Here is a 22,167-nt window from a genome sequence, read left to right on the forward strand (position 1 = left end):
CCTTTTTAGAATTTGATAATGGTTTTCATTACCGCCAATCATTATACAATATACGGTTTTCTTTGTCAAACTTGATTTGATAATATTCAATATACATTTTCTCAATTGTGTAAACTGTGTAAAATATTGAATAATTTATTGTTGCTGTAAATAAACAAGTGTTACGCAAATATTTCTCAATCTTTTTAAAACTCTGAAAATAAATATGTAACTTCTTATAAAGTCAAATAAAATTAATTGATACAAAACTTAATTTCAATTTTTTCTACAAATAATTTTGTCAAAGCGTTTTTTCATAATTTAAGAAATGAAATAAGTCAGGGCGATTTTTTTCAAGAATATGTACGCAAATTATAACGTCCATTTTTTTTAAAAAATTTTTTTAAAAAAAATAAAAAAAGTGAGTTCCCTCACTTTTTAAACGTCATATTGATTCTTTCTCTTTTCATATACTTTCCCGAAATCTTTCGAAACATAAAATTCGACTTCGTCACCCGTGCAAACCACAAACGGAAATTCATCTCGATTTGAAGCGGCACCCCATTCTCCGTCTTTATTCACGCAAACAACCGAAAAATCCCTCGGCTTTTGATTTTTTCTTATGAGATTTTCGTGTAAATCTTTAACTGCCTTGCCCGCAGCTTCGCTCGGACTCATTCCAGACTTCATAAGGTTTACAATTTGAAAAGAGAGTGTTCCCTTCATAATATCTTCACCGACTCCTGTTGCGGTTGCTCCACCGATTTCGCTGTCAGCATAAAGCCCCGGACCAACAAGCGGTGAGTCACCGACTCTGCCCTTTCGCTTCATGAAAAGTCCCGACGTCGAAGTTGCAGCGACAACTCTGCCGCCGCTTGCAATAACTGAACCGACTGTGTCGTGTCCCTTGTCGAGGTCAGTCATGTCGTGAATCTTTTGGAGCCATCTTGCTTTCGCAGGCTCAGTCAAAAGTTCTTCGCTCTTAAAACCGTTTTCAAGTGCAAATTGGAGTGCCCCGTCGCCCACAATGAAATTGTCATACGGTCTACCGACAAGGAGTCTCGCAACGGAAACCGGCGTCTTTATATTTCTCATAGATGCAACAGCTCCGAAACTCAAAGTATCGCCGTCCATGATTGCGGCGTCAAGCTCAACATCGCCCTCTTCGTTCGGCCATCCCGAATATCCCACATTGTGAAAATCCGGATTGAGCTCAATGTCGTTTATGAGCCCGCAAATCGCATCCTCTAGACTCTTTCCTTCTTTCAAAAGATCGCGTGCAATCTTCACGCCCTGAAAACTTATCTCCCAAGTTGATATAATTGTCATAACTCACCTCTAAAGAGCAGATTTATAAATCTTTAAAATATCTTCGTGCTTCAAATCCGAATAGTCGACTTTGAACTCGTCCGTATTCATTGCCATCTCTTCGAGTCTCGACTCGTCGATGTCCATTTCGTGAAGTTTTGTCGGAGCTCCGAGTTCTTTGAATAAATCTTGAATCTTTGAAATCGCAAGTTCCGCAGCTTCATCTTCATTCATCTCACTTGGGTCGACATCAAAAACTCTCTTTAAAAATCTCTTGAACTTGTCGCCGTGACCCTTGTAAACATATTTCAAATAATGCGGATGAACGATTGCAAGACCCAGCCCATGCGGAATGTGATAATATGCACTTAATGTGTGTTCAAGCGTGTGGCTTTGCCAATCTTCGCCCTTGCCGAGTGCCAAAAGACCGTTTATCGCAAGGCTTGCAATCCACATTAAATTGCTTCTTGCTCCATAGTCTTCCTGATTTTTTATAGCAATGCGTGCATTTCTTATAACAGCTGCCATTAAACTTTCACTCAAATTGTCAGATATGTTGTCGTCGTCCGGCAAACTGAAATAAACTTCCATAATATGACTGAACATATCCACAATTCCCGAAACCATTTGAATTTTCGGAACAGTGTATGTGAAAGTCGGGTCGAGAAGTGAGAACACCGGATAGAGAAGTGGATTTCCGTATGAGCATTTAATCTTTACATCCGGATTTGTAATAACGCCGCCCGAATTCATTTCGGAGCCGGTGCCGACCATTGTGAGCACAGAGCCGAGCGGAATCGCATCGGTTATGTCATTCTTCTTCATAAAAAGTTCATCCCAAAAATCTCCGTCAAGCTTTGCCCCTGCGGCAATTGCTTTCGCGGAGTCTATGACCGAACCGCCGCCGACCGCCAAAATAAAATCTATGTCATTTTTACGGCACAGCTCAATCCCCTCGTACACCTTTGTGGTTTCAGGATTTGGAATAATGCCCGAAAGTTCTGTGACCGACTTTCCTTCGAGTCCTTTCATAACCTTGTCATAAATTCCGGTCTTTTTAATACTGCCACCGCCGTAAACGAGAAGAATTCGATTGTATGGTTTAATCTCTTCCTTCAAATGTTCGACTGCACCTTCCTTAAAAATAATCTTGACCGGATTTCTAAAAATAAAACCGTCCATAAAAACCTCCTTAAGTACAGAAAAACCCGCACGTAAAAACGGCGGGTTATTTAATTATCTAAAGATAATTCTATAAACTCTTCAAAGCTTCGAGAGCCTTGTCAAAATCAGGCAAATTTGTTGCTTCAGGAACATATTCTACATACTTCACAACGCCTTCTTTGTCGATAATAACGACACCTCTTGCAAGAAGCATTAGTTCCTTGATCAAAAAGCCGTACTTCGTTCCGAAGTCGTGTGCCTTGTAGTCAGATAACATAATTAAATTGTCGATTCCCTTTGCAGCGCAGAAATTTGCTTGTGCAAACGGCAAATCGCAACTGATTGTAAGAATAACAACATCCTTAAATTCAGAAGCTTCTTTGTTGAAAATCTTGGTTTGTTCTTCGCAAACCGGAGTGTCGATTGAAGGAACAACACTGATAACAACAGTCTTACCCTTTAATTCACAAAGACAAAAATCACTTAAATCCTTCTTTGTAGCTTCAAAATCTTTAGCTTTATCGCCAACCTTTACTTCCGGTCCGATTAAAGTCATCGGATTCTTCATAAAAGTAATAGCACCTTTTCTTTCTTCCATATTAATACCTCCTTAAATAAATTAAAAACTGTGCAAATTGTGCACACATCATTTTTAACCCTTCACAAATATTATTACCCAACAAACAACGAAAATAACGAATGATATAATTTGAAAATAAAAAATTTGGGAAAATATTTTGAAGAATGAATGAAAAGAAATATAATGATTTAATTGTATTCATTTAAAATCCCACAAATTCTCCTTCTTAGCGGCGATACACCTTTTTATCTCATCTCGCGACGAAATTAAAATTTCTGCTCGATGGATAAAAAAACTGGTAGCCGCTACGGACGACTTGCAAAATTTGTATTCCGATATTGCTTATACACGTGTGTTTATCCATACCTCGTGCGTCGCAATGTAATGCGACGCTACAAACAACGTAATCACATACAACAATAATTCATTTACAGTAATTTATTCTAACCTTAAAATTTTCTCTTCGTGTATAACTTTTACGACATATGATTCTACACATCATTGTGAGTTCCACAGAACGTAACGGCGGGTTATATCCCGACGCCCTTTTTTGTGTTTTTTGAATATGTATTATTACCAACAACGCTGCGTCAATAAAATATCGAACCAAAAATATCACCGGCAAATATTTCCCACGCCGAAATGTTTTCCAATTGCATGCATTCGCAAACACAGCCGTAGCGTGACGGTTCTGTGAATCCTCACGCCATATATCACGTTCGTGCAATTTACAACCCCACCAACAACGCTATGCCAATAAAATTTCGAACCAAAAACCCCAATACAATTGCCACAACTATATTCGCAAAACAACCTTCCCGAAATCCCTCGACAAATTCTCCTTTTTGGCGGCGATACACCTTTTTATCTCATCTCGCGACGAAATTAAAATTTCTGCTCGATGGATAAAAAAACTGGTCGCCGCTACGTTCTGCGTACATAAAATCATACTTTTTCAAATACTATACAGCAAATGAAATAAAAAAGGCGCCTCTCTCCAGGCACCTTTCAAAACAAATTCTTATTTTGTTTTCTTTTCTGTTTTTGTTTCAGCTTTCTTTTCTGTTTTAGCTTCTTTAGCTTCTTTTGCTTCTTTAGCTTCTTTTTCCATTACAGCTTTTTCTTCTTGGTAAACTTTTATAGCTGTTCTTGATGCAGGTGATGCAGGTCCGCCACCCATGATTTTGCAGCATGCTACGAGGTCAGCGAGTTCAGCTTCTGTAACACCGACTCTTGCACATTGTGCTCCGTGGTATTTCATGCATCCGTCACATCTTACAGAGATAGCAATTGCTAAAGAAATAAGTTCCTTTTCTTTAACTGTTAAATATCCTTTTTGCATTGCGTTTTTGCCGATTAATGAATATTTTTTAGCAAATTCAGGTTTGTTAACATTTACGATATCGTTTTTGTCAAGTTCGCCTTTAAATTCTGTAATCGGTTTTAATTCGATTTTCTTTTCAGCTTCTTTTGCTCCAGCTTCTTTTGCAGTTTCAAGAGCAAGTCTTCCAAAAGCAGTTGAAGGTCCGCCGCCCATCATAACACAAACGCCAACCATTTCAGCAAGTTCTTCCATTGTAGCTCCTGCTTGAACAGCAAGTTTTGAGTGTGTCTTTGTGCAAGCTTCACATTTTACAGCGATTCCGATTGAAAGGCTGATGAATTCTTTTTGTTTTTGTGTTAAAGCTGAGTCGCCTTTGTTTGCTTTTGCAGCATTTTTGAAAGCGTCATAAACATTTTTGTTGTATTTTTCAAACAAACTGATTTCTTGCTTTTCCGCTTTCTTTTCTTCTTTCTTGTCAGCAGCGAAAGCACTGAATGAGAAAGTTGTAGCAGCCATAACTACTGCCAATGCTAATGATAAAATTCTTTTAGTCATAATGACCTCCTTGATATTTTTTAATTTCATAATATATGATAACGTTCCCGTTTTTTTGTGTCAAGGGCTTAAATTCGCCATTTTTTATTCTTCTAAACTTTTAAATGTGCATTTTTAGCCATTATTTCATTACTATAAATTTAATCAATAGCAGTCACAAGTTGTATTTGTTTTTTCTATACTTATTTAACAATGATTTATGTTTTGAAAAGTATTTTGTTTTATTTTATTTAAAGTGTGTAATAAAAAAAGCTCATTTAGAGCTTAGTTTAAAACATATTTATCCCTTATAGCTTCGAGTTCTTTATAGACTGCATAGACGTATTCGTAAACATAGTTTATGCCTAGGTGAAATTCGTCATTTGCGTTTTCCGGCATCTCTTGTAATTCGGTCGACTTTTCGTAAATATAGTCAAGAAGTCTGTCAATTGATTCGAAAATCGTGTTAATATTTACACGTTTCAAAAAGTCAGCGGTGTTTTTTTCCTCTTTACGATTAAGTTCTTCAATATCTTCTTTTATTTCTGCGTTACCGCTCATACCTATTATCGGAGCGACTATTTCTTTAAGGATTGTTTCAATAAGATTTTCTTCATTAGTAACGACAATTTTTTCTCCCGGCATTTCTTTTATAAAACTCAAAATACCTTGCCCATCCTCGTCAGTTTTATAAATATATTCAATAAGATTTATTCCCTCATCGACTCCTCTTTTAAATTCAACGGGTGCATCTTTTTCCATAATTCTTTCAAGGTCGTCCATTATTATATTGAACAGTTCATCGCGAAGTCCGTCAAATTTTGAGTTCAGCTCCATGAGAGAGTTTTTTAATTCATCAATTTTTTCCATAAATCAATACCTCTTATTCTTTCTATTTCATTATATCATATATTTCTCATATTGCAAAAAATATATTAATTACATTTTAATTACAAAATAGTTATCTTTTATTTACTAGTGCTATTTATTTTATTATTACATTGATATTATCGGCGTGGTATTTATTATTTAATTACAGATTTGTAACTAATATTTAATTTTATGTAAACGAGTTAAATATTTGTTGAATAATAATTTTTCATATGATATTATAATATTGAAATTGGACTTTTACAGTCCTAAGGAGGTTTTTTATGAAGAAGAAATTTTTAGCATTATTACTTTCGCTTATGTTTGTTTTTTCAATCTGCTTAAATGCAGCAGATTTCTCTTTGAAAAAAGGCGATGTAATAAATCAAAACTCAAGATCATATATTGAATTTTCGAAACTTTCCAATTATGGTCTTAAAACTGAAAAAAAAGGAACAAATTACACAATTTCAGATGAAAATGCAACACTCGTTTTCAACGAAAATTCAAATGTCTTTACTGTCAATAAAACTCCATTCACAATGGATACAAAGACAGTTGTAGCAAAAAAAGAACTTTTGATTCCATTAAGAATTTTATTTGAAACACTTAACTACAAAGTAGGTTGGGACAAGAATACAAAAACAATTACAATAAAAAAACTTGCTGAAAGCAAGCTTCCTGTAAAAGCAAATGATTACACAATCACAAAGCATCATAGCAAGGTTGTTTCACTTGCTCCATCGGTCACAGAAACTTTTTTCGATTTAGGGGCTGAAAAGATGCTTCTTGGAAGAAGTGAATATTGTAATTATCCTAAAGCTGCTCTAAGTCTTCCTTCCGTAGGTTCTCTTAAAGAGCCAAGTCTTGAAAAGATTGTAAGTCTTAAACCTACAGCTGTAATTGCACAAACTCACTATAAAGAAGAAGTTTTAAATGAACTTAAAAAAGCAAACATCGAAGTTATCGCTATGGATACTCCAAAAACTATGGAAGAAACTTATGAGATAATTAAGAAGATCGGTTTAATTTTAGACAAAAATTACGAAGCTCGTGCTCTTTGTTCAACAATGAACGCAAAGCTTGAAACTGTTGCAATAAAAACAAAGAAGCTTTCAAAGCCTTCAGTTTATATTGTTGTCGGCACAGGACAATACGGAGAATATACTCATGGAAAAGATTCATTCATGAACGGAATATTAACTGTTGCAGGATACACAAACGCTCCTACAGATGCAGAAGGTTTCAGCTATACTCTTGAAAAGTTGATTCAAAAGGATCCGTATTATATTTTAACTCCGAGTTTTGCAACAGAAGCTGTTAAGACAGAAAAAGCATACAAGGGTTTAAGTGCTGTTAAAAATGGTCGCGTTATTGAAATTGACGCAGATATTTTCTCAAGACCTTCAAGAAGGGTTGTTGATGATGGTTTAAAGGTACTATTAAAAATTGCTCACCCTGAAATTTTGAAAACTTTGGAATTTTAATGAAAAGAAAAACTTTTTTAGCAATTTCGTCAATCGCTTTACTTTTGCTTATGATTTTTGCCATAAGCAGAGGTTCGGTTGAAATAGAGTTTTCCATTATTGTAAATTCTATAATTGAATGGATAAAGAAGGGAATGGATGGGGTCAGTGCTGATGACTCCATCCGTTTTATTATTTTTAATGTTCGAATGCCAAGAATCATTCTTTCAGTTCTAACCGGAGGACTTCTTTCGATGGCAGGTGCAACATATCAGGCAATATTTCAAAATCCTATGGCCGATCCATATGTAATGGGTGTTTCTTCAGGTGCCGCTTTCGGTGCAACTTTGGCTATTGTCTTTCTACCCACCGCAATGCTCGGAGGATATACCGCCGTAAATATTATAGCCTTTATTTTTGCAATACTTGTAACGCTTATTGTCTTTTTATTATCTCGAACTAAAAACGGCGTTGATACTTTCTCCGTTTTGCTGTCGGGAATTGTAATAAGTTCAGTTCTCTCAAGCTTTATTTCACTTATAATGTTCATCCACAATGATGAAGCCATGAAAATAATAACTTGGACTATGGGCTCTTTTAATGCAAAGAGTTGGGATCATGTATTGACGATTTTGGTGCCTACTTTAATTGGCTTTGTCCTCACTCTTTATCATGGAAAAGATTTGAACGTTCTTGTTATGGGTGAAGAGGAAGCAACCGGCATGGGTCTTGATGTAAAGAAATTAAAAAGGAATTTACTACTGCTTTGTGCACTATTAACATCTGTCGCCGTTTCAGTAAGCGGTATTATCGGATTCGTCGGACTTATTGTCCCACACTTTATTAGGCTAATATTCGGTTCGGACCATAGATTTATGCTTCCGGCTTCAATGATTTTCGGTGGTATGTTTATGTTAATTTGCGACACAATTGCACGTTCGATTTTGGGTACATTTGAGATACCCGTAGGAATAATAACCTCTCTTATAGGCGGTCCTTTATTTCTAGTGCTTCTCATCAAACACAAAAGGAGTCGTACAATATGATTGAAGTTAGAGATTTGAATTTCAGCTTCGGCAAAAAGCCTATTTTAAAAAATATTAATTTAAAAGTCGAGGCCGGAGAAAAAGTTATAATAATTGGCCCGAACGGTTGTGGTAAAACCACACTCTTGAGATTAATTTCAGGATATCTCTCCCCTTCGTCAGGCGAAATTTTATTAAAAAACAAAAATATAAAAGAATACAAAATAAAAGAGCGTGCAAAAATTCTCGCCATGATTAATCAATCCGGGAAAACACCATTTAATTTCACAGTTTTAGAAACCGTGAAAATGGGAAGATATCCTTTTATGTCATGGTATGGCGGTTTTTCAAACGCTGATAAAGCTCTTGTAGATAAATCTATTGATTTAATGAACATAAATCATTTAAAAGAACATTCTATTTTAAATATAAGTGGCGGCGAATGTGCAAGAACAATGGCGGCACGTGCTTTTGCTCAAAATCCTGAATTAATGCTTATGGACGAACCTGTTAGTGCACTTGATATCAATCAAACTCTGCATCTTATGAATTTAGTTAAGAGCGATAAAGAACGTGCTTTTTTAATAGTTCTACACGATCTGAATCTTGCAAGTCAATATGCGGAGAAAATTATTCTTATGTGCGATGGAGAAATAGTCTCACAAGGTCCTCCTGAAAAAGTTATTACTGCCGAGAATATTAGTGCTGTTTATAAGATTGATTCTAAAATAATTGAGGTAAACAATCGTCCTTTTATTATACCATATGTCTAAATTTTCAGCTTGAGAGTTTTTCCATTTTGTGTTATTATATATTCATATTATTTAAAGGAGATTTTTATGAGCAACTTTTTAGAAAGATTTGAATCAGTTGAAAATATAGATGAATGCATAATAGAAATGAACTTCTACAGTTTGACTTTAATTTATTCGGTCGAGTCCGAACTTATGAATAAGATTTTAGAACTCGGAAAAGACAAAGGCGGCTTTTACGAAACATATATGAATGATTATGCAGAATTTCTAAAGAGTATTATAAAGTTTGAAAAAGACGCTCTTATCGAAAGTGAAATTCAGTTTACTCTTAGAAATGCATCAGTTGGCAATTTTGCTTCCCTTCGCGATGAAGTAAAATATGCACCGCAAGATGCGTTTGAAAATCTTGTTTCAGATTTGAGAGAATACACTCAAATGAAAAAGATTGACCAGCAAGTTCTAAACGAAGAAGATTTTAGAACTTCAAATCTTGTAATCCTTGATTTGTTTGATTCAATGAACGATATTAGGGACAGAGTTTATTCTGATAATGAAAAGATTTTAGCAATCATCGATAGCTACAATCCAAAAAATAGACATCAAAAAAACTGACAGAAGTTTTCCCTCTGTCAGTTTTATTTTATTTAACCATGTGGCAAGCCACAAAGTGTCCCGGTTCGACTTCTCTTAGTCCCGGATGAGGTCCGGTACAGATTTTTTCATCTCTCATCGGGCATCTTCCATAGAATACACATCTGTCAGGCGGATCAATAGGACTTGGTACGTCGCCTTTCAAGATTATTCTTTCTTGATTGTAGTTGTATTCCGGAACAGGGATTGCGGAAAGAAGTGCTTTTGTATATGGATGAAGCGGATTTTCAAAAATTTGTACATAATCCGCAAGTTCAACCATTCTTCCCAAATACATAACGGCAACTCTGTCCGAAAGGTGTCTAACAACTGAAAGGTCGTGTGAGATAAAGAGATACGTTAGCTTTTTATCCTCTTGAATATCTTGTAGCAGGTTCAAAACTTGAGCTTGAATTGAAACGTCAAGTGCTGAAACCGGTTCATCTAGAACAATGAATTCAGGTCTCATTACAAGTGCTCTTGCGATTCCGATTCTTTGTCTTCTACCACCGTCAAGTTCGTGCGGATATGAATTCATAAGTCTTTTTTCGAGACCTACTGTTTCCATCATTTCAAGAACGACTTTTTCAATTTCTTTTTTGTTTTCATATATTTTATTTACATAGAGTGCATCGGCTATCAAATCAAAGGTGTTAAGTCTCGGGTTTAGAGATGAATACGGGTCTTGAAATACGATTTGCATTTCACGTCTCAGTTGATTCATTTCTTTTCTAGTGTGGCGGTTCATAATATTTTCGCCGTTAAACCAAATTTCCCCGCTTGTCGGTTCGTGAAGTCTTATTATTGCACGTCCCGCTGTCGATTTTCCACATCCGGATTCACCGACAAGACCAAGAGTTTCACCTTTTTTTATTTCTAGGTTTAAATCCTCAACCGCGTGAAGCAGACCTTTCTTTGTCGGAAAGTATTTGCACAGATGTTTTACTTCAATGAAATTATTTGTCATAGCTTTCCTCCTCTACTTGTCTTCTTCATTTACATCGACTTGTTTCGAGTCTTTGTATAGGAAACATTTTACATAGTGTTCAGGTGTAACTTCATACATCGGCGGTGCTTCTGTTTTGCAAATTTCCATACATTTTGTGCATCTTGGATGGAATTTGCAGCCCGTTGGTAAGTTTGTCGGGTCCGGTGTGGCTCCCGGAATTACTTGAAGTCTTTCGACATCACCCGTAAGTTTTGGAATTGATGAGAATAGTCCAACTGTGTATGGGTGTTTTTTGTCGGTGTATATGTCTTTTGTGGAACCTGTTTCAACAACTTCCCCCGCATAAACAACCGAAACTTTGTCCGCAATTTCAGCGATAACTCCCAAATCGTGTGTAATCATTATGATTGAAGTGTCGTATTTTCTCTTTAACTCCTTCATAAGTTCCATAACTTGTGCCTGAATCGTAACGTCAAGTGCAGTTGTCGGTTCGTCCGCAAGAATTATTTCCGGATTACATGCAAGCGCCATTGCGATAACAATTCTTTGTTTCATGCCGCCGGAAAGTTGGTGCGGATAATCGTTCACCCTTTCACGTCTGATTCCTACGACATCGAGCATTTCAAGTGTCTTTTCTTTTATTTCTTTTTTATCGAGATCTGTGTGGAGTGCAAAAACTTCTTCGATTTGCTTTCCAATAGTCATAACCGGATTCAAACTGGTCATCGGGTCTTGGAAAATCATAGAAATTTTTTCTCCTCTGATCTTTCTCATGTCCTTTTCTTTTTTCTCTAAAATGTTTTCGCCTTCAAATTCAACTTCGCCTGCGGTTATTATTCCCGGCGGATCAGGAACAAGGTTTAGGATTGCAAGTGCGGTTGTAGTTTTTCCTGCACCTGTTTCTCCAACAAGTCCTAAAGTTTCCTTTTTATTTAAAGACAAATCCATTCCGTTTACGGCCTTAACAACCCCTGAATCTGTATGAAACTCAACGGATAGGCCTCTGATATTCAACAAATTTCCTTTTTTCATATTGCCCTCCTATCTCTTAAGTTTCGGGTCAAGAGCATCTCTTAAACCGTCTCCCATAACATTAAGTGCGAAAATTGTAATTACGATTGCAAGTCCCGGGAAAAGTGTTATGTGCGGAAAATCCATTATATACGAACGACCATCGGAAAGCATTGCTCCCCATTCAGGTGTCGGCGGTTCAAGTCCAAGTCCGATAAAGGAAAGACCTGCCGCATTTATGATAGCGTATGCAACACCGAGAGTTGCTTGAACGATAATCGGTGCCATACAGTTTGGAATTATGTGTTTAAAAATGATTCTGAAGTCATTTGAGCCATTAGCTTTTGCAGCTTCAACAAATTCGTTGTCCTTGATTGTTAAAACGGAACTTCTTACGATTCTTGCGTATGCCGGAACAGACGCAATACCAACCGCTATCATCAAGTTTCCAAGTCCGCTCCCAAGAGCACTCATAATTGCTATAGCAAGAAGAATATCAGGAATTGCTTGAAGAACGTCGATAAATCTCATGACAAGTGTATCGACTTTGCCGCCGTAATAACCGGTGACAGCTCCTAGTGTAACTCCAAAAATAAGAGCAATTGAAACGGAAATAAATCCGACTTTCAAACTGATTCTTGAACCATAGACAACACGTGAAAAAATATCACGACCAAGGTGGTCCGTTCCGAAAATAAATTGACTGTTCGGAGTTTGGTATGTCGGTCCTACCATTTCGTTGAATTGGTATGGTGCGATAATATCGGCAAAAATTGCGACAAGTACGAGAACGATAAGAATAATAAGCCCGACCATTGAGAGTTTATTTCTCTTCATTCTCTTAATAACTTCGCTTAAACCGGTTTGTCTTTTAGACTTCTTTTCTTTGATTTCGTTTTTTAAATTTTTATCTGTCATATCGATCACCTACACATATTGACTCTTTACACGTGGGTCGATGAAAGTATAAAGAATGTCGACAATAAGATTTACAAGAGCAAATGTAACTGCAACAAACAATACACAACCCATAACAAGAGGAATATCTCTCATTTTAATGGAGTCAACCATAAGTCTTCCGATTCCCGGTATTGAGAAAATAACTTCAGTCATAAGAGCACCGCCCATAAGTTGTCCAAATTGTGTTCCGATAACGGTTGTAATTGGAATAAGTGCATTTGCAAGGGCGTGTTTTCTTGTTATAACTCTTTCTTCTTGACCTTTTGCTTTTGCTGTTCTGATGTAGTCTTGTCTTATAACTTCAAGCATGGAGCTTCTGGTTTGTCTTGTGATAACAGAAACCGATTGTGCACCAAGTGCAACAGCCGGAAGTACCCATTGATTCGGACGGTCAAATCCTGATGCCGGAAGCCAACCGAGACGAACACTGAAGAGCATGATTAAAAGAAGTCCCAACCAGAAAACCGGCATAGAAATACCGATAAGGGCGAAAATCATTGTCAAGTTATCAAATATACTGTATTGTTTTACCGCTGAAATAATTCCGATTGGAATTCCAAGTAAAACTGCGAATGTGATTGCCAAAAATGCCAATCTTATAGTTGCGCCGGCTCTGTTTCCGATTTCTTGAACTACCGGCATTCTAGTTCTATAACTGCGTCCCAAATCTCCCTTTAATACCAAATTGGAAATATATCTTCCATATTGAACAAAAAACGGATCATTAAGACCGAGTTCTTCTCTAAGTTCCGCTACTTGCTTTTCAGGAGCGGACGGTCCTAAAATATTACGGGCCGGATCTCCCGGGGTTATGTATAATAACCAGAAAACAAAAAGGCTTACTAACAAAATAACCGGAATTAAATAGAGGATTCTTTTTAAAATATATTTAAGCATATTGCCTCCGATCTTAAAAGTTTAATATAGGTGTAAGGGGAGAATTCTCTCCCCTCACCTTAAATTCTTATTTATTTTCAGCTGCTTTTACAGAAACTTTTGAAAGTTTGTAGAAACCGAAGTGGTTCATTTCAAATCCTTCAACATTCTTTGAAGTTGCAGCTGTAAGTTCTGACCAATATTGAGGAATCCAAATTTGTTGATCAAGAATATACTCTTGAGCCTTTTTATAAATTTCAGCTCTCTTATTTGTGTCGAGTTCCATTCTTGCATCGTCGAGTAACTTATCCACTTCTTTATCGTTTAACCAACAATAGTTTCCGCCTTCGCCCATTGCACTTGAGTGGAAGCATGGGAACAAGAATGCGTCAGGGTCCGGTGTATCTGAAATCCAAGCGATTTCAAACATATCTTGTTTACCGTTCTTTAGTACGTCGTTGAATGCAGACCATTCCATAACATTGATAGTTACGTTGATACCAACATCTTTTAATTGTTCCTTAATAATAGTTGCCATATCGACACGTTGTTTTCTTTCGTTTGTAGAGATAGATGTGTCAAAACCGTTAGGATAACCAGCTTCAGCAAGTAATGCCTTAGCTTTTTCAACGTCTCTTTCCTTAGGTTTTGTTTCGCCACCTATAGAGTATACAAGTGTTGGAGGCATTGAGTTTGAAGCTGCCTTTCCAAGACCGAGCCATACCTTCGGAATCAAATCAGGAATATCGATTGCGTATGCAATAGCTTGACGAACCTTTGGATTGTCAAACGGTGCCTTTTGAGTGTTAAATCCAAGATATGTTGTACCATAGTCATCAGATTTAAGCATAACTAAATTTTCATCTTTTTCAATCTTTTCAACGTCCATAGGTTGAAGTTCATAAACGATGTCTGCTCCGCCTGTTTGAAGTTCAACTAGTCTGTTTGTAGGTTCAGGGATAATCTTGTATTCAACCTTAGCCATCTTAGCCTTTTCACCATAGTAGTCTTCATTTCTGCTTAGCTTAATAACATTTGCCTTTGACCATTCGTCAAGTTTAAACGGACCTGTTCCGCAAACCTTATCTGTAGATGTACCATAGCTGTCGCCTGCTGCTTCTACAAATTTTTGGCAAAGAATTGATCCACCCGGGTGCATAAGAGATGCAATAATTCCAGGATAAGCAAACTTAAGATTAAATCTTACAGTATAATCGTCGTCAGCCTTTATAGAATCTTCATCGATAGTATTGAATAAGTGCTTTACGTTAGGTGCTTCGCATGCACGTTTCAAAGAGAAAACAACGTCTGATGCTTTCATTTCTTCTCCATTGTGGAACTTAACTCCCTTTCTTAAATGGAAAACATATTCAGTATCAGAAATCTTATCATAGCTTTCAGCAAGTAGTGGTACTTCTTCAGCTTTGTCATTTAATTCAAATAATCCTTCATAAATTTGAACCAATACCTTTGATGACGAGTTGTCATTTGTGCCCATTGGGTCAAGTGAAATAGCATCTGCGTCGTTAGCTACATAAAGTGTATCTGCGTCGCCTTTCCTTGTACCTGATGATTTGTTGCCATTACCGCATCCGGCGAGTAGTGTCATAACCATAAGTAATGACAACACAATTGAAAATAACTTTTTCATATAAACCTCCTTAATGTGGGTTAAACCCATTTTATATTAGACTTGCATTTCGCAAGAAAAATATCTACAAAAAAAGACCGCTCTAAAAGAACCCGGCCTTTTGCACAGAAATATTATGTAATAAATTCTCCCAATTCTCGCAACTATACAATTTTTTAATAGTTATTACTAACATAACTGAACCTCTCTAAAATTTCTATGCCATTTAGCACAAGTGCACTTTATCATGCAACCTTGCTTACTTATATTATACCACTTGTATAATTCTTTTAATCATTTTGTAATAATATTTATGTAAAAAATTGAAAAAAAATATTTTTGTGCGTGTTTTAAAGTGAGTTTTTTCAATTAAGTATGCATTTCAATATCGTGTGATTTGGAGCACAATTTCAAAGCATTAAAAATAAAAAAAGCGGTATAACCGCTTTAATCTTCGAGCATGGATTTATATGTTAAAAGTGTAGCCTCATAATATTTTTCGAGATTGTCGTCATTGAAATCAAAAGTTGAACTGTGATGGCTTCCAGCAAGGTCAGCTCCGAATAAAAGGTGAATCGCTTTTCCGCCGTTCTTTTTTACATCCAAAATATACTTCGTCACGTCTTCGCTTGCACCGAAATTCGGATTTATAGTTGTTTTTATTCCGGCATTTTCGAGCTTCTTCGAAACTTTGTCCATAAGATCTCCGTCTTCTTCGACATATCCTCTCGCCTCTCCCTCGATTTCAACCGATGAGCTGCCGCCAATTGATTCGGAAATACTTCTTGATGTTTTCAAAATCGTTTCGTACATTTCATCGAGCACATCATTGTCAATTGAGCGAAGATCGATGCCGAGTGTAATTTCGTCCATAATTATATTCATTGCATTTCCGCCGTGAATCATGCCGATATTCATAACACGCTTTTTCTTTGAATCTTCAATTAAAGTTCTATTTAAATTTATAAATGCAAGTGCCATATTGAGTGCTGAAATTCCATCTTCGGGATTGTTTGCGGCGTGTGCAGCTTTTCCGAAGAATTTTACGAAAAGTTTTTTGACACCGAGAAAATTTGTGCTTCCCACTCCGATAAAGCCTTCCGGTTCGCCAAGTCCGATATGATATCCAATCATTTTATCGACGTCTTTTGTCACAAACACCGGAATTTTTGCAGCACCTTGCACACCTTCTTCCGCAGGTTGAAACAAAATTCTTACCCCGCGACCTGAATAAAGACTTGGGTCCGAATTAAACTTTTCAGCCAGTTTTAAAGCGATTGAAATGTGTCCGTCGTGACCGCAGGCGTGCATATTTCCTTCGATAGTCGAGCGGAATCCAAGCTTTTTCGGAATGTGTTCATCGCTTGACGACTCTAAAACCGGAAGAGCGTCGATGTCTGCACGAAACATAAAAAACGGTGCTTGCCCGAACTCAATCAAAGCTCCTGTGTAACCTTCATCGATGTCCGCATCATTTGAAATTTCAGCTTCACCATAAAGTGCTTTTCCATAAATTAATTTTCCGTTTTCCATATTTTTCAAATAAGAAATAATTCTTTTCGTTGTTTTGTACTCTTTAAAGCCGATTTCCGGGATTCTATGAAACTCGCGGCGCAATTCTTTTATATCCATATCATTCTCCTTTTTATAATTCAATTATACCATAATTTTTTCATATTTTCGAAAATATATCTTGAATCACTTGACAACACTTGCCGCTTAGGTATAAAATAATGAGTGGATTGGGGGGTTTACTTTGAAAAAATTATACCAAGGAAAAACAAAAGACGTTTATGAATTAAACGACAAAGAAGTTTTACTCAAGTTTAAAGACGATGTAACCGGAAAAGACGGAGTTTTTGACCCGGGTCAAAATCACGTTGGACTCACAATGGAAGGCGCAGGCCACTCAGCTTGCATGCTCACAAAATTCTTCTATGAAAAACTTAATGCAAAAGGATTAAACACACACTTCGTTTCAGCAGATACTGAAAAAAATGAAGCTGTTGTAAAAAAAGCAAAAGTTTTCGGACACGGTGTAGAAGTTATTGTAAGATACAGAGCTGTCGGCTCATTCATCAGACGTTACGGACAATATGCCGAATCTGGAATGAAGCTTCCATCATATGTTGAAATTACACTAAAAGATGACGACAGAGATGATCCTCTAATCACAAAGGACGCTCTTGAAATTCTCGGAATCATGACCGGAGCTGAATATGAAGAACTCGTAGTTCTTGCAAAAAATATCGGCGAATTTGTTAAAGAAGAACTCGGCAAAAAAGGCTTGGAACTCTATGATATCAAATTCGAATTCGGAATGATTGACGGCAAAGTTGCGCTCATCGACGAAATTTCAGGAGGAAATATGCGTGCTTTCAAAGGCGACGAATATATCGAACCTTTAAAACTCGAAAAGATTCTTTTGGAAGATGTAAAATAATATGTAATAAAAACGTGCAAATTGTAAAATCTGCACGTTTTTTTGTTGCATTAAAAAATGTGTAACACCGATTGATGTTACACATTTTATTTTATTACATCATTCCGCCCATTGGCATGCCGCCGCCTGCCATTTGTGGATTTACTTCTTCATTTTTCGGAAGATCTGTCACTGTTGCTTCGGTTGTAAGAACCATTGCAGCAACGCTTGCAGCGTTTTGAAGTGCACTTCTTGTAACCTTTGTCGGGTCTACAATTCCTTCCTTAATCATGTCTACATATCTATCATTAAGTGCGTCATATCCGATGCCCTTTTCTTTTTCAAATACTGCTGAAACGATTACGCTACCTTCTTTTCCGGCGTTTTCAGCGATTTGTCTTAGAGGTTCTTCAAGAGCTCTTAAGATAATCATTACACCTGTCTTTTCGTCGCCTTCAGTTTCATCGAGAAGTGGTTTTACATCGTCAATTGTGTCGATAAGAGCAACTCCTCCGCCTGAAATAATGCCTTCTTCAACAGCTGCACGTGTTGCGTTTAGAGCGTCTTCAATTCTTAATTTCTTTTCTTTCAGTTCAGTTTCTGTTGCTGCACCTACTTGAACAACTGCAACGCCACCTGAAAGTTTTGCAAGTCTTTCTTGAAGTTTTTCTTTGTCGAAATCAGATTCACTTTCTTCATATTGAGCACGAAGTTGTTTTACTCTGTCTTTAATCTTTGCGTCGTCGCCTGCACCCTTTACGATTACAGTGTTTTCCTTTTCAACTTTAACCTTTTGTGCACTTCCGAGCATATCGAGAGTTGTGTCCTTGAGTTCATATCCTAGGTCGGATGAAACAACTGTACCGCCTGTTAAAATTGCGATATCTTCGAGCATTGCTTTTCTTCTATCGCCAAAGCCCGGTGCCTTTACAGCAACACAATTGAAAGTTCCTCTTAATTTATTGACAACAAGTGTTGCCATTGCTTCGCCTTCAATGTCTTCAGCAATAATCAAGAGAGCTTTTCCGGATTGAACAATTTGTTCAAGAACCGGTAAAATATCTTGAATATTTGTAATCTTCTTATCCGTGATTAAAATATACGGATTGTCGAGTTCAGCAATCATCTTTTCAGTGTCGGTTACCATATAACTTGAAACATAACCTCTGTCGAATTGCATACCTTCGACAACTTCGAGAGTTGTGCCCATGCTCTTTGATTCTTCAACAGTTATAACTCCGTCGTTTCCAACTTTTTCCATTGCTTCGGAAATGAGTTTTCCGATTTCTTCATCGCCTGCTGAAACGCTTGCAACATTTGCAATTTTTTCTTTGGATTCAATCTTTACAGACTGTTTCTTTAGCGATTCAATAGTTTTAGCAACAGCTTTCTTGATTCCCTTTTGTAGAATCATAGGATTTGAGCCAGCTGCCAAATTCTTTAAACCCGCTTTAATAATTGCTTGTGCAAGAAGAGTTGCTGTGGTTGTGCCGTCACCTGCAACGTCATTTGTCTTTGTTGCAACTTCTCTTAAAAGTTGTGCACCCATATTTTCCGCTTTATCTTCAAGTTCTATTTCTCTTGCAATTGTTACACCGTCGTTTGTGATGAGTGGTGAACCGTATGCTCTTTCAAGAACTACATTTCTTCCCTTAGGTCCAAGCGTTACCTTTACTGTGTCGGCAAGCTTGTTGATGCCCGCTTCCATCTTTGAACGAGCGTTACTACCGAATAATATATCTTTAGCCATAATTATTTCCTCCTTATTTTACAACTGCCAAAATGTCAGGCCATTTAACTATCAAATAGGTTTTGCCTTCATTTTTTACTTCAGTGCCTGAAAATTTACTAAATATAACTTTGTCGCCAACGTGAAGCAAATCCTTTTTCTTTTCATCATTTTGAATTTCTTCACTTATTGCAATAACATTTGCAATTGACGGTTGTTCTTGTGCACTTGTCGGAAGAACAATTCCGCCTGCTGTTTTTTCTTCAGCTTCAACTTTTTCAATTAAAATTCTGTCACCAAGTGGTTTAATTTGCATAATAACTACCTCCATATCATAGATAAACTCTAATTTCAAACATTAGAGTTTAATTATTAGCAATCTCAATCGGTGAGTGCTAACTATTTATATTATACCCCCAATTCCTAAAAAATAACAGCTATCCACGAAAAATATTAGAATTATGAATATTTAAAACTTTGTAGTATAATTTAGATATGGAAAGATATTATTCATTAAGCAGTTATTTGAAAAATAAATTTGGAGTAAAAGTCGGAAAAGTCTGTCTTGACGGTGGCTTCACATGTCCAAACAGAGATGGAAAACTTAGCAAATTGGGTTGCATCTACTGCTCTGAAAGTGGAAGCGGTGAATTTGCAGGATGCGTCGGAGCAAAAACGATTTCTGAGCAAATCGCACACCAAAAAACTATGTACGGCGGAAAGTGGAAAGTCGAAAAATACATCGCATATTTTCAAAACTTTACAAACACATATAAACCGGTTCCCGAGCTTCGAAAGATTTACGACGAAGCACTTTCGGGCAAAGAAATAGTGGGGCTCGACATCGCAACGAGAGCGGACTGTATAGATGATGAGAGAATTGAACTCCTTAAAGAGTACGATAAGAAAACCGAAGCTTGGATTGAACTCGGCATGCAATCCATACACGAGAAAACTTTGGACTTTATAAATCGCGGATACAGCCACGAATACTTTGACAAAAAAGCACGCGAACTGATTGACGACGGATTTAAAATCATCGTGCACATAATTTTGGGGCTGCCTACCGAAACGAGAGAGGATATGCTCGAAACATTTGAATATGTAAAAGAGCTTCATCCGTTCGGCGTGAAAATTCACAGCCTCTATGTGGACAAACACTCGAGACTCGGAAAACTCTACATGGAAAAACCGTTTCCGGTCCTAACTGAAGAAGAATATGTGAACCTCGTTTGTGACGGCATGGAAATTTTGCCGCGTGACATAGTTTACCACCGAATCACCGGCGATCCGGTTCGTGAAAATCTCATCGTGCCGAACTGGACAAAGCACAAATGTGCAGTCATAAGCTCGATTCAAAAAGAACTCAAAAGAAGAAATATAGATTTTGTATAAGGAGGAACAAATGAAAATTATCGAAAATATAAAACTGAAAGTTGATGAAACGCACACGCTGAACATTTTAGAATGCGGAAACAAAAACGGTGTGCCCGTAATTTTTTTACACGGCGGACCGGGAGGCTCCGTTGGAGAAAAATCGCTCGAATTTTTTAATGAAAATCACCACGTCATACTCTTCGACCAAAGAGGAACCGGAAAATCGACACCATTTCTCGAAACAAAGAATGTAACCCCGTTTCACACAATCGAAGACATGGAAAAAATAAGAGAACATTTCGGCATCGAAAAATGGACCGTATTCGGTGGAAGCTACGGCTCGACACTCGCCCTTTTATATGCGATTCTCCACCCCGAAAGAGTGGAAAATCTGGTTTTAAGAGGAATATTTTTAGGAAGAGAAGAAGACGTGCATTGGCTCTATGAAGAAGGCGCAAGCTACTACTTCCCTGAACTTTTCGAAGAATATAAAAACTTCCTTCCGGAAAACAAAAGGAACAAAATTGTGGACTCATACTACGAAATATTCATGTCCGACGACGAAGAAAAAAAGAAAGCTGCCGCAATCAAATGGGCAAATTGGGAAGACGGACTTGTGACACTCCTTCCGGGAGAAGTTGACAACGAATATACCGACCAAAAAATGAGCCTTGCATTTTATGAATGCTTTTACTTTAAAAACAAAAACTTCTTCCCGACGGACAACTACATCTTGGAAAACGCCGATAAAATTAAAAATATAAAAACATATATCGTTCACGGAAGATACGACATCGACTGTCGCCCGATCGGCGCATATTGCCTCGCACAAAAACTTGAAAACGTCGAACTTTATATAACCGACGCCGCCGGCCACAGCCCGTATGAAGAAAACAACTTGAAAAAACTTAGAGAAATAATGAACGGAATAAAATAGATATGTAAATAAAAAGGCGGTCTTTCCGCCGTACATAAAAAAAGCGTCCCAAACGGAACGCAAATTGGTGGACTGTACAGGACTCGAACTTGTGACCCCTGCAATGTGAATGCAATGCTCTAACCAACTGAGCTAACAGTCCATATCTTATAAACATATTATATGCCCATGTTTTTTGTTTGTCAACATAAGAGCGTGGGTTTTTTATGGAGAAAAATATTTATCACACCGATTTGTTTATTTAATTATATATATTCGCGAGTGCTTTGTAGCGGGACGGCATACGTTACGACTTAAGGAGTAACGATGTCCTCCCGCCATATATGTCGTCAATTAAATTTACAACCCCACAAACAACGATGTATAAATAAAATATAGAACCAAAACCCTTATACCATATTTACAACCAATATGTTTGCAAAACATACGTACATATTCTCCCGCTTGGCGGCGATACACCTTTTTATCTCATCTCACAACGAAATCAAAGATTTCTGTTCGATGGATAAAAAAACTGGTCGCCGCTACGTACGGCGTTAATTTAATTATATAATTTTATTACATATACGCGTGTGTTTGTCTATATCTCATGCGTCGGGATGTTATAGACCTAACCCGTACTGTTTGATTTGAAAAATCAA

The 22,167-nt window shown here is 37.1% G+C and carries 20 protein-coding genes and 1 tRNA gene; 7 read left to right on the plus strand and 14 right to left on the minus strand.

Annotated elements, in window-relative coordinates:
* Positions 1-417: 417 nt before the first annotated feature.
* From C7381_RS04930 to C7381_RS04950, 5 genes are all read right to left on the minus strand, one after another.
* On the minus strand, positions 418-1,308 hold the full coding sequence (locus C7381_RS04930; protein WP_116480112.1) for a glycosylasparaginase: 891 nt from the start codon (positions 1,306-1,308) through the stop codon (positions 418-420).
* 9 nt (positions 1,309-1,317) lie between these two features.
* Positions 1,318-2,469, minus strand: coding sequence for an iron-containing alcohol dehydrogenase (locus C7381_RS04935; RefSeq protein ID WP_116480113.1), 1,152 nt, complete (start codon positions 2,467-2,469; stop codon positions 1,318-1,320).
* A 70-nt stretch (positions 2,470-2,539) separates the two neighbouring features.
* Positions 2,540-3,049 (minus strand): thiol peroxidase, encoded by a 510-nt coding sequence (gene tpx, locus C7381_RS04940; RefSeq protein ID WP_116480114.1) that lies wholly within the window; start codon positions 3,047-3,049, stop codon positions 2,540-2,542.
* A gap of 1,003 nt (positions 3,050-4,052) precedes the next feature.
* Positions 4,053-4,910: a carboxymuconolactone decarboxylase family protein gene (locus C7381_RS04945; protein WP_165803601.1), complete on the minus strand. Its 858-nt coding sequence runs from the start codon at positions 4,908-4,910 to the stop codon at positions 4,053-4,055.
* A gap of 264 nt (positions 4,911-5,174) precedes the next feature.
* Positions 5,175-5,759, minus strand: coding sequence for a hypothetical protein (locus C7381_RS04950; RefSeq protein WP_116480116.1), 585 nt, complete (start codon positions 5,757-5,759; stop codon positions 5,175-5,177).
* Between the two features lie 284 nt (positions 5,760-6,043).
* On the opposite strand from C7381_RS04950, the gene C7381_RS04955 reads away from it, so the two are divergent.
* The 4 genes from C7381_RS04955 to C7381_RS04970 all read left to right on the plus strand — a co-directional run bounded on the left by C7381_RS04955 (position 6,044) and on the right by C7381_RS04970 (position 9,617).
* A complete protein-coding gene (locus C7381_RS04955; RefSeq protein WP_116480117.1) occupies positions 6,044-7,246 on the plus strand; it encodes a helical backbone metal receptor in 1,203 nt (400 codons plus the stop codon).
* The gene (locus C7381_RS04960) at positions 7,246-8,271 is read left to right on the plus strand and encodes a FecCD family ABC transporter permease (RefSeq protein ID WP_116480118.1); all 1,026 of its coding nucleotides are present in this window, start codon (positions 7,246-7,248) and stop codon (positions 8,269-8,271) included. The genes C7381_RS04955 and C7381_RS04960 overlap by 1 nt, the downstream gene beginning before the upstream one ends.
* Positions 8,268-9,023: an ABC transporter ATP-binding protein gene (locus tag C7381_RS04965; RefSeq protein ID WP_116480119.1), complete on the plus strand. Its 756-nt coding sequence runs from the start codon at positions 8,268-8,270 to the stop codon at positions 9,021-9,023. The genes C7381_RS04960 and C7381_RS04965 overlap by 4 nt, the downstream gene beginning before the upstream one ends.
* Before the next feature lie 66 nt (positions 9,024-9,089).
* Complete coding sequence (locus tag C7381_RS04970) at positions 9,090-9,617, plus strand: hypothetical protein (protein ID WP_116480120.1); 528 nt, start codon at positions 9,090-9,092, stop codon at positions 9,615-9,617.
* Between the two features lie 28 nt (positions 9,618-9,645).
* Here C7381_RS04970 and C7381_RS04975 read toward each other — a convergent pair whose 3' ends face one another.
* The 6 genes from C7381_RS04975 to C7381_RS05000 all read right to left on the minus strand — a co-directional run bounded on the left by C7381_RS04975 (position 9,646) and on the right by C7381_RS05000 (position 16,693).
* The gene (locus C7381_RS04975) at positions 9,646-10,602 is read right to left on the minus strand and encodes an ABC transporter ATP-binding protein (RefSeq protein WP_034547516.1); all 957 of its coding nucleotides are present in this window, start codon (positions 10,600-10,602) and stop codon (positions 9,646-9,648) included.
* Positions 10,603-10,614: 12 nt separating this feature from the next.
* Positions 10,615-11,616, minus strand: coding sequence for an ABC transporter ATP-binding protein (locus C7381_RS04980; protein WP_116480121.1), 1,002 nt, complete (start codon positions 11,614-11,616; stop codon positions 10,615-10,617).
* Between the two features lie 9 nt (positions 11,617-11,625).
* Complete coding sequence (locus tag C7381_RS04985) at positions 11,626-12,513, minus strand: ABC transporter permease (protein WP_034547520.1); 888 nt, start codon at positions 12,511-12,513, stop codon at positions 11,626-11,628.
* Positions 12,514-12,522: 9 nt separating this feature from the next.
* Positions 12,523-13,452 carry an ABC transporter permease gene (locus C7381_RS04990; protein WP_034547522.1) on the minus strand — a complete coding sequence of 310 codons (930 nt, stop codon included), beginning with the start codon at positions 13,450-13,452 and terminating at the stop codon, positions 12,523-12,525.
* A 67-nt stretch (positions 13,453-13,519) separates the two neighbouring features.
* On the minus strand, positions 13,520-15,082 hold the full coding sequence (locus C7381_RS04995; RefSeq protein WP_116480122.1) for an ABC transporter substrate-binding protein: 1,563 nt from the start codon (positions 15,080-15,082) through the stop codon (positions 13,520-13,522).
* A gap of 426 nt (positions 15,083-15,508) precedes the next feature.
* On the minus strand, positions 15,509-16,693 hold the full coding sequence (locus C7381_RS05000) for an amidohydrolase (protein WP_116480123.1): 1,185 nt from the start codon (positions 16,691-16,693) through the stop codon (positions 15,509-15,511).
* A gap of 124 nt (positions 16,694-16,817) precedes the next feature.
* Between C7381_RS05000 and C7381_RS05005 the strand changes: the two genes are divergently transcribed.
* On the plus strand, positions 16,818-17,504 hold the full coding sequence (locus C7381_RS05005; protein WP_034547528.1) for a phosphoribosylaminoimidazolesuccinocarboxamide synthase: 687 nt from the start codon (positions 16,818-16,820) through the stop codon (positions 17,502-17,504).
* Positions 17,505-17,598: 94 nt separating this feature from the next.
* On the opposite strand, the gene groL is transcribed toward C7381_RS05005, so the two are convergent.
* On the minus strand, positions 17,599-19,233 hold the full coding sequence (groL, locus tag C7381_RS05010; protein WP_034547530.1) for a chaperonin GroEL: 1,635 nt from the start codon (positions 19,231-19,233) through the stop codon (positions 17,599-17,601).
* Between the two features lie 13 nt (positions 19,234-19,246).
* Positions 19,247-19,528 (minus strand): co-chaperone GroES, encoded by a 282-nt coding sequence (locus C7381_RS05015; protein WP_034547532.1) that lies wholly within the window; start codon positions 19,526-19,528, stop codon positions 19,247-19,249.
* Positions 19,529-19,707: 179 nt separating this feature from the next.
* On the opposite strand from C7381_RS05015, the gene mnmL reads away from it, so the two are divergent.
* Positions 19,708-20,607, plus strand: coding sequence for a tRNA modification radical SAM protein MnmL/YtqA (gene mnmL, locus C7381_RS05020; RefSeq protein ID WP_116480124.1), 900 nt, complete (start codon positions 19,708-19,710; stop codon positions 20,605-20,607).
* Between the two features lie 10 nt (positions 20,608-20,617).
* Positions 20,618-21,526 (plus strand): prolyl aminopeptidase, encoded by a 909-nt coding sequence (pip, locus tag C7381_RS05025; RefSeq protein WP_116480125.1) that lies wholly within the window; start codon positions 20,618-20,620, stop codon positions 21,524-21,526.
* Between the two features lie 65 nt (positions 21,527-21,591).
* On the opposite strand, the gene C7381_RS05030 is transcribed toward pip, so the two are convergent.
* A tRNA-Val gene (locus tag C7381_RS05030) sits at positions 21,592-21,668 on the minus strand.
* Between the last annotated feature and the right edge of the window lie 499 nt (positions 21,669-22,167).

This window comes from Ezakiella coagulans (genome assembly GCF_003096635.1).
GTDB lineage: Bacteria > Bacillota > Clostridia > Tissierellales > Peptoniphilaceae > Ezakiella > Ezakiella coagulans.

Excerpts from the sequence above, each read along its gene's own strand:
- C7381_RS04930 (WP_116480112.1), bottom strand. The coding sequence starts at position 1,308 with ATGACAATTATATCAACTTGGGAGATAAGTTTTCAGGGCGTGAAGATT.
- C7381_RS04935 (WP_116480113.1), bottom strand. The coding sequence starts at position 2,469 with ATGGACGGTTTTATTTTTAGAAATCCGGTCAAGATTATTTTTAAGGAA.
- tpx (WP_116480114.1), bottom strand. The coding sequence starts at position 3,049 with ATGGAAGAAAGAAAAGGTGCTATTACTTTTATGAAGAATCCGATGACT.
- C7381_RS04945 (WP_165803601.1), bottom strand. The coding sequence starts at position 4,910 with ATGACTAAAAGAATTTTATCATTAGCATTGGCAGTAGTTATGGCTGCT.
- C7381_RS04950 (WP_116480116.1), bottom strand. The coding sequence starts at position 5,759 with ATGGAAAAAATTGATGAATTAAAAAACTCTCTCATGGAGCTGAACTCA.
- C7381_RS04955 (WP_116480117.1), top strand. The coding sequence starts at position 6,044 with ATGAAGAAGAAATTTTTAGCATTATTACTTTCGCTTATGTTTGTTTTT.
- C7381_RS04960 (WP_116480118.1), top strand. The coding sequence starts at position 7,246 with ATGAAAAGAAAAACTTTTTTAGCAATTTCGTCAATCGCTTTACTTTTG.
- C7381_RS04965 (WP_116480119.1), top strand. The coding sequence starts at position 8,268 with ATGATTGAAGTTAGAGATTTGAATTTCAGCTTCGGCAAAAAGCCTATT.
- C7381_RS04970 (WP_116480120.1), top strand. The coding sequence starts at position 9,090 with ATGAGCAACTTTTTAGAAAGATTTGAATCAGTTGAAAATATAGATGAA.
- C7381_RS04975 (WP_034547516.1), bottom strand. The coding sequence starts at position 10,602 with ATGACAAATAATTTCATTGAAGTAAAACATCTGTGCAAATACTTTCCG.
- C7381_RS04980 (WP_116480121.1), bottom strand. The coding sequence starts at position 11,616 with ATGAAAAAAGGAAATTTGTTGAATATCAGAGGCCTATCCGTTGAGTTT.
- C7381_RS04985 (WP_034547520.1), bottom strand. The coding sequence starts at position 12,513 with ATGACAGATAAAAATTTAAAAAACGAAATCAAAGAAAAGAAGTCTAAA.
- C7381_RS04990 (WP_034547522.1), bottom strand. The coding sequence starts at position 13,452 with ATGCTTAAATATATTTTAAAAAGAATCCTCTATTTAATTCCGGTTATT.
- C7381_RS04995 (WP_116480122.1), bottom strand. The coding sequence starts at position 15,082 with ATGAAAAAGTTATTTTCAATTGTGTTGTCATTACTTATGGTTATGACA.
- C7381_RS05000 (WP_116480123.1), bottom strand. The coding sequence starts at position 16,693 with ATGGATATAAAAGAATTGCGCCGCGAGTTTCATAGAATCCCGGAAATC.
- groL (WP_034547530.1), bottom strand. The coding sequence starts at position 19,233 with ATGGCTAAAGATATATTATTCGGTAGTAACGCTCGTTCAAAGATGGAA.
- C7381_RS05015 (WP_034547532.1), bottom strand. The coding sequence starts at position 19,528 with ATGCAAATTAAACCACTTGGTGACAGAATTTTAATTGAAAAAGTTGAA.
- mnmL (WP_116480124.1), top strand. The coding sequence starts at position 19,708 with ATGGAAAGATATTATTCATTAAGCAGTTATTTGAAAAATAAATTTGGA.
- pip (WP_116480125.1), top strand. The coding sequence starts at position 20,618 with ATGAAAATTATCGAAAATATAAAACTGAAAGTTGATGAAACGCACACG.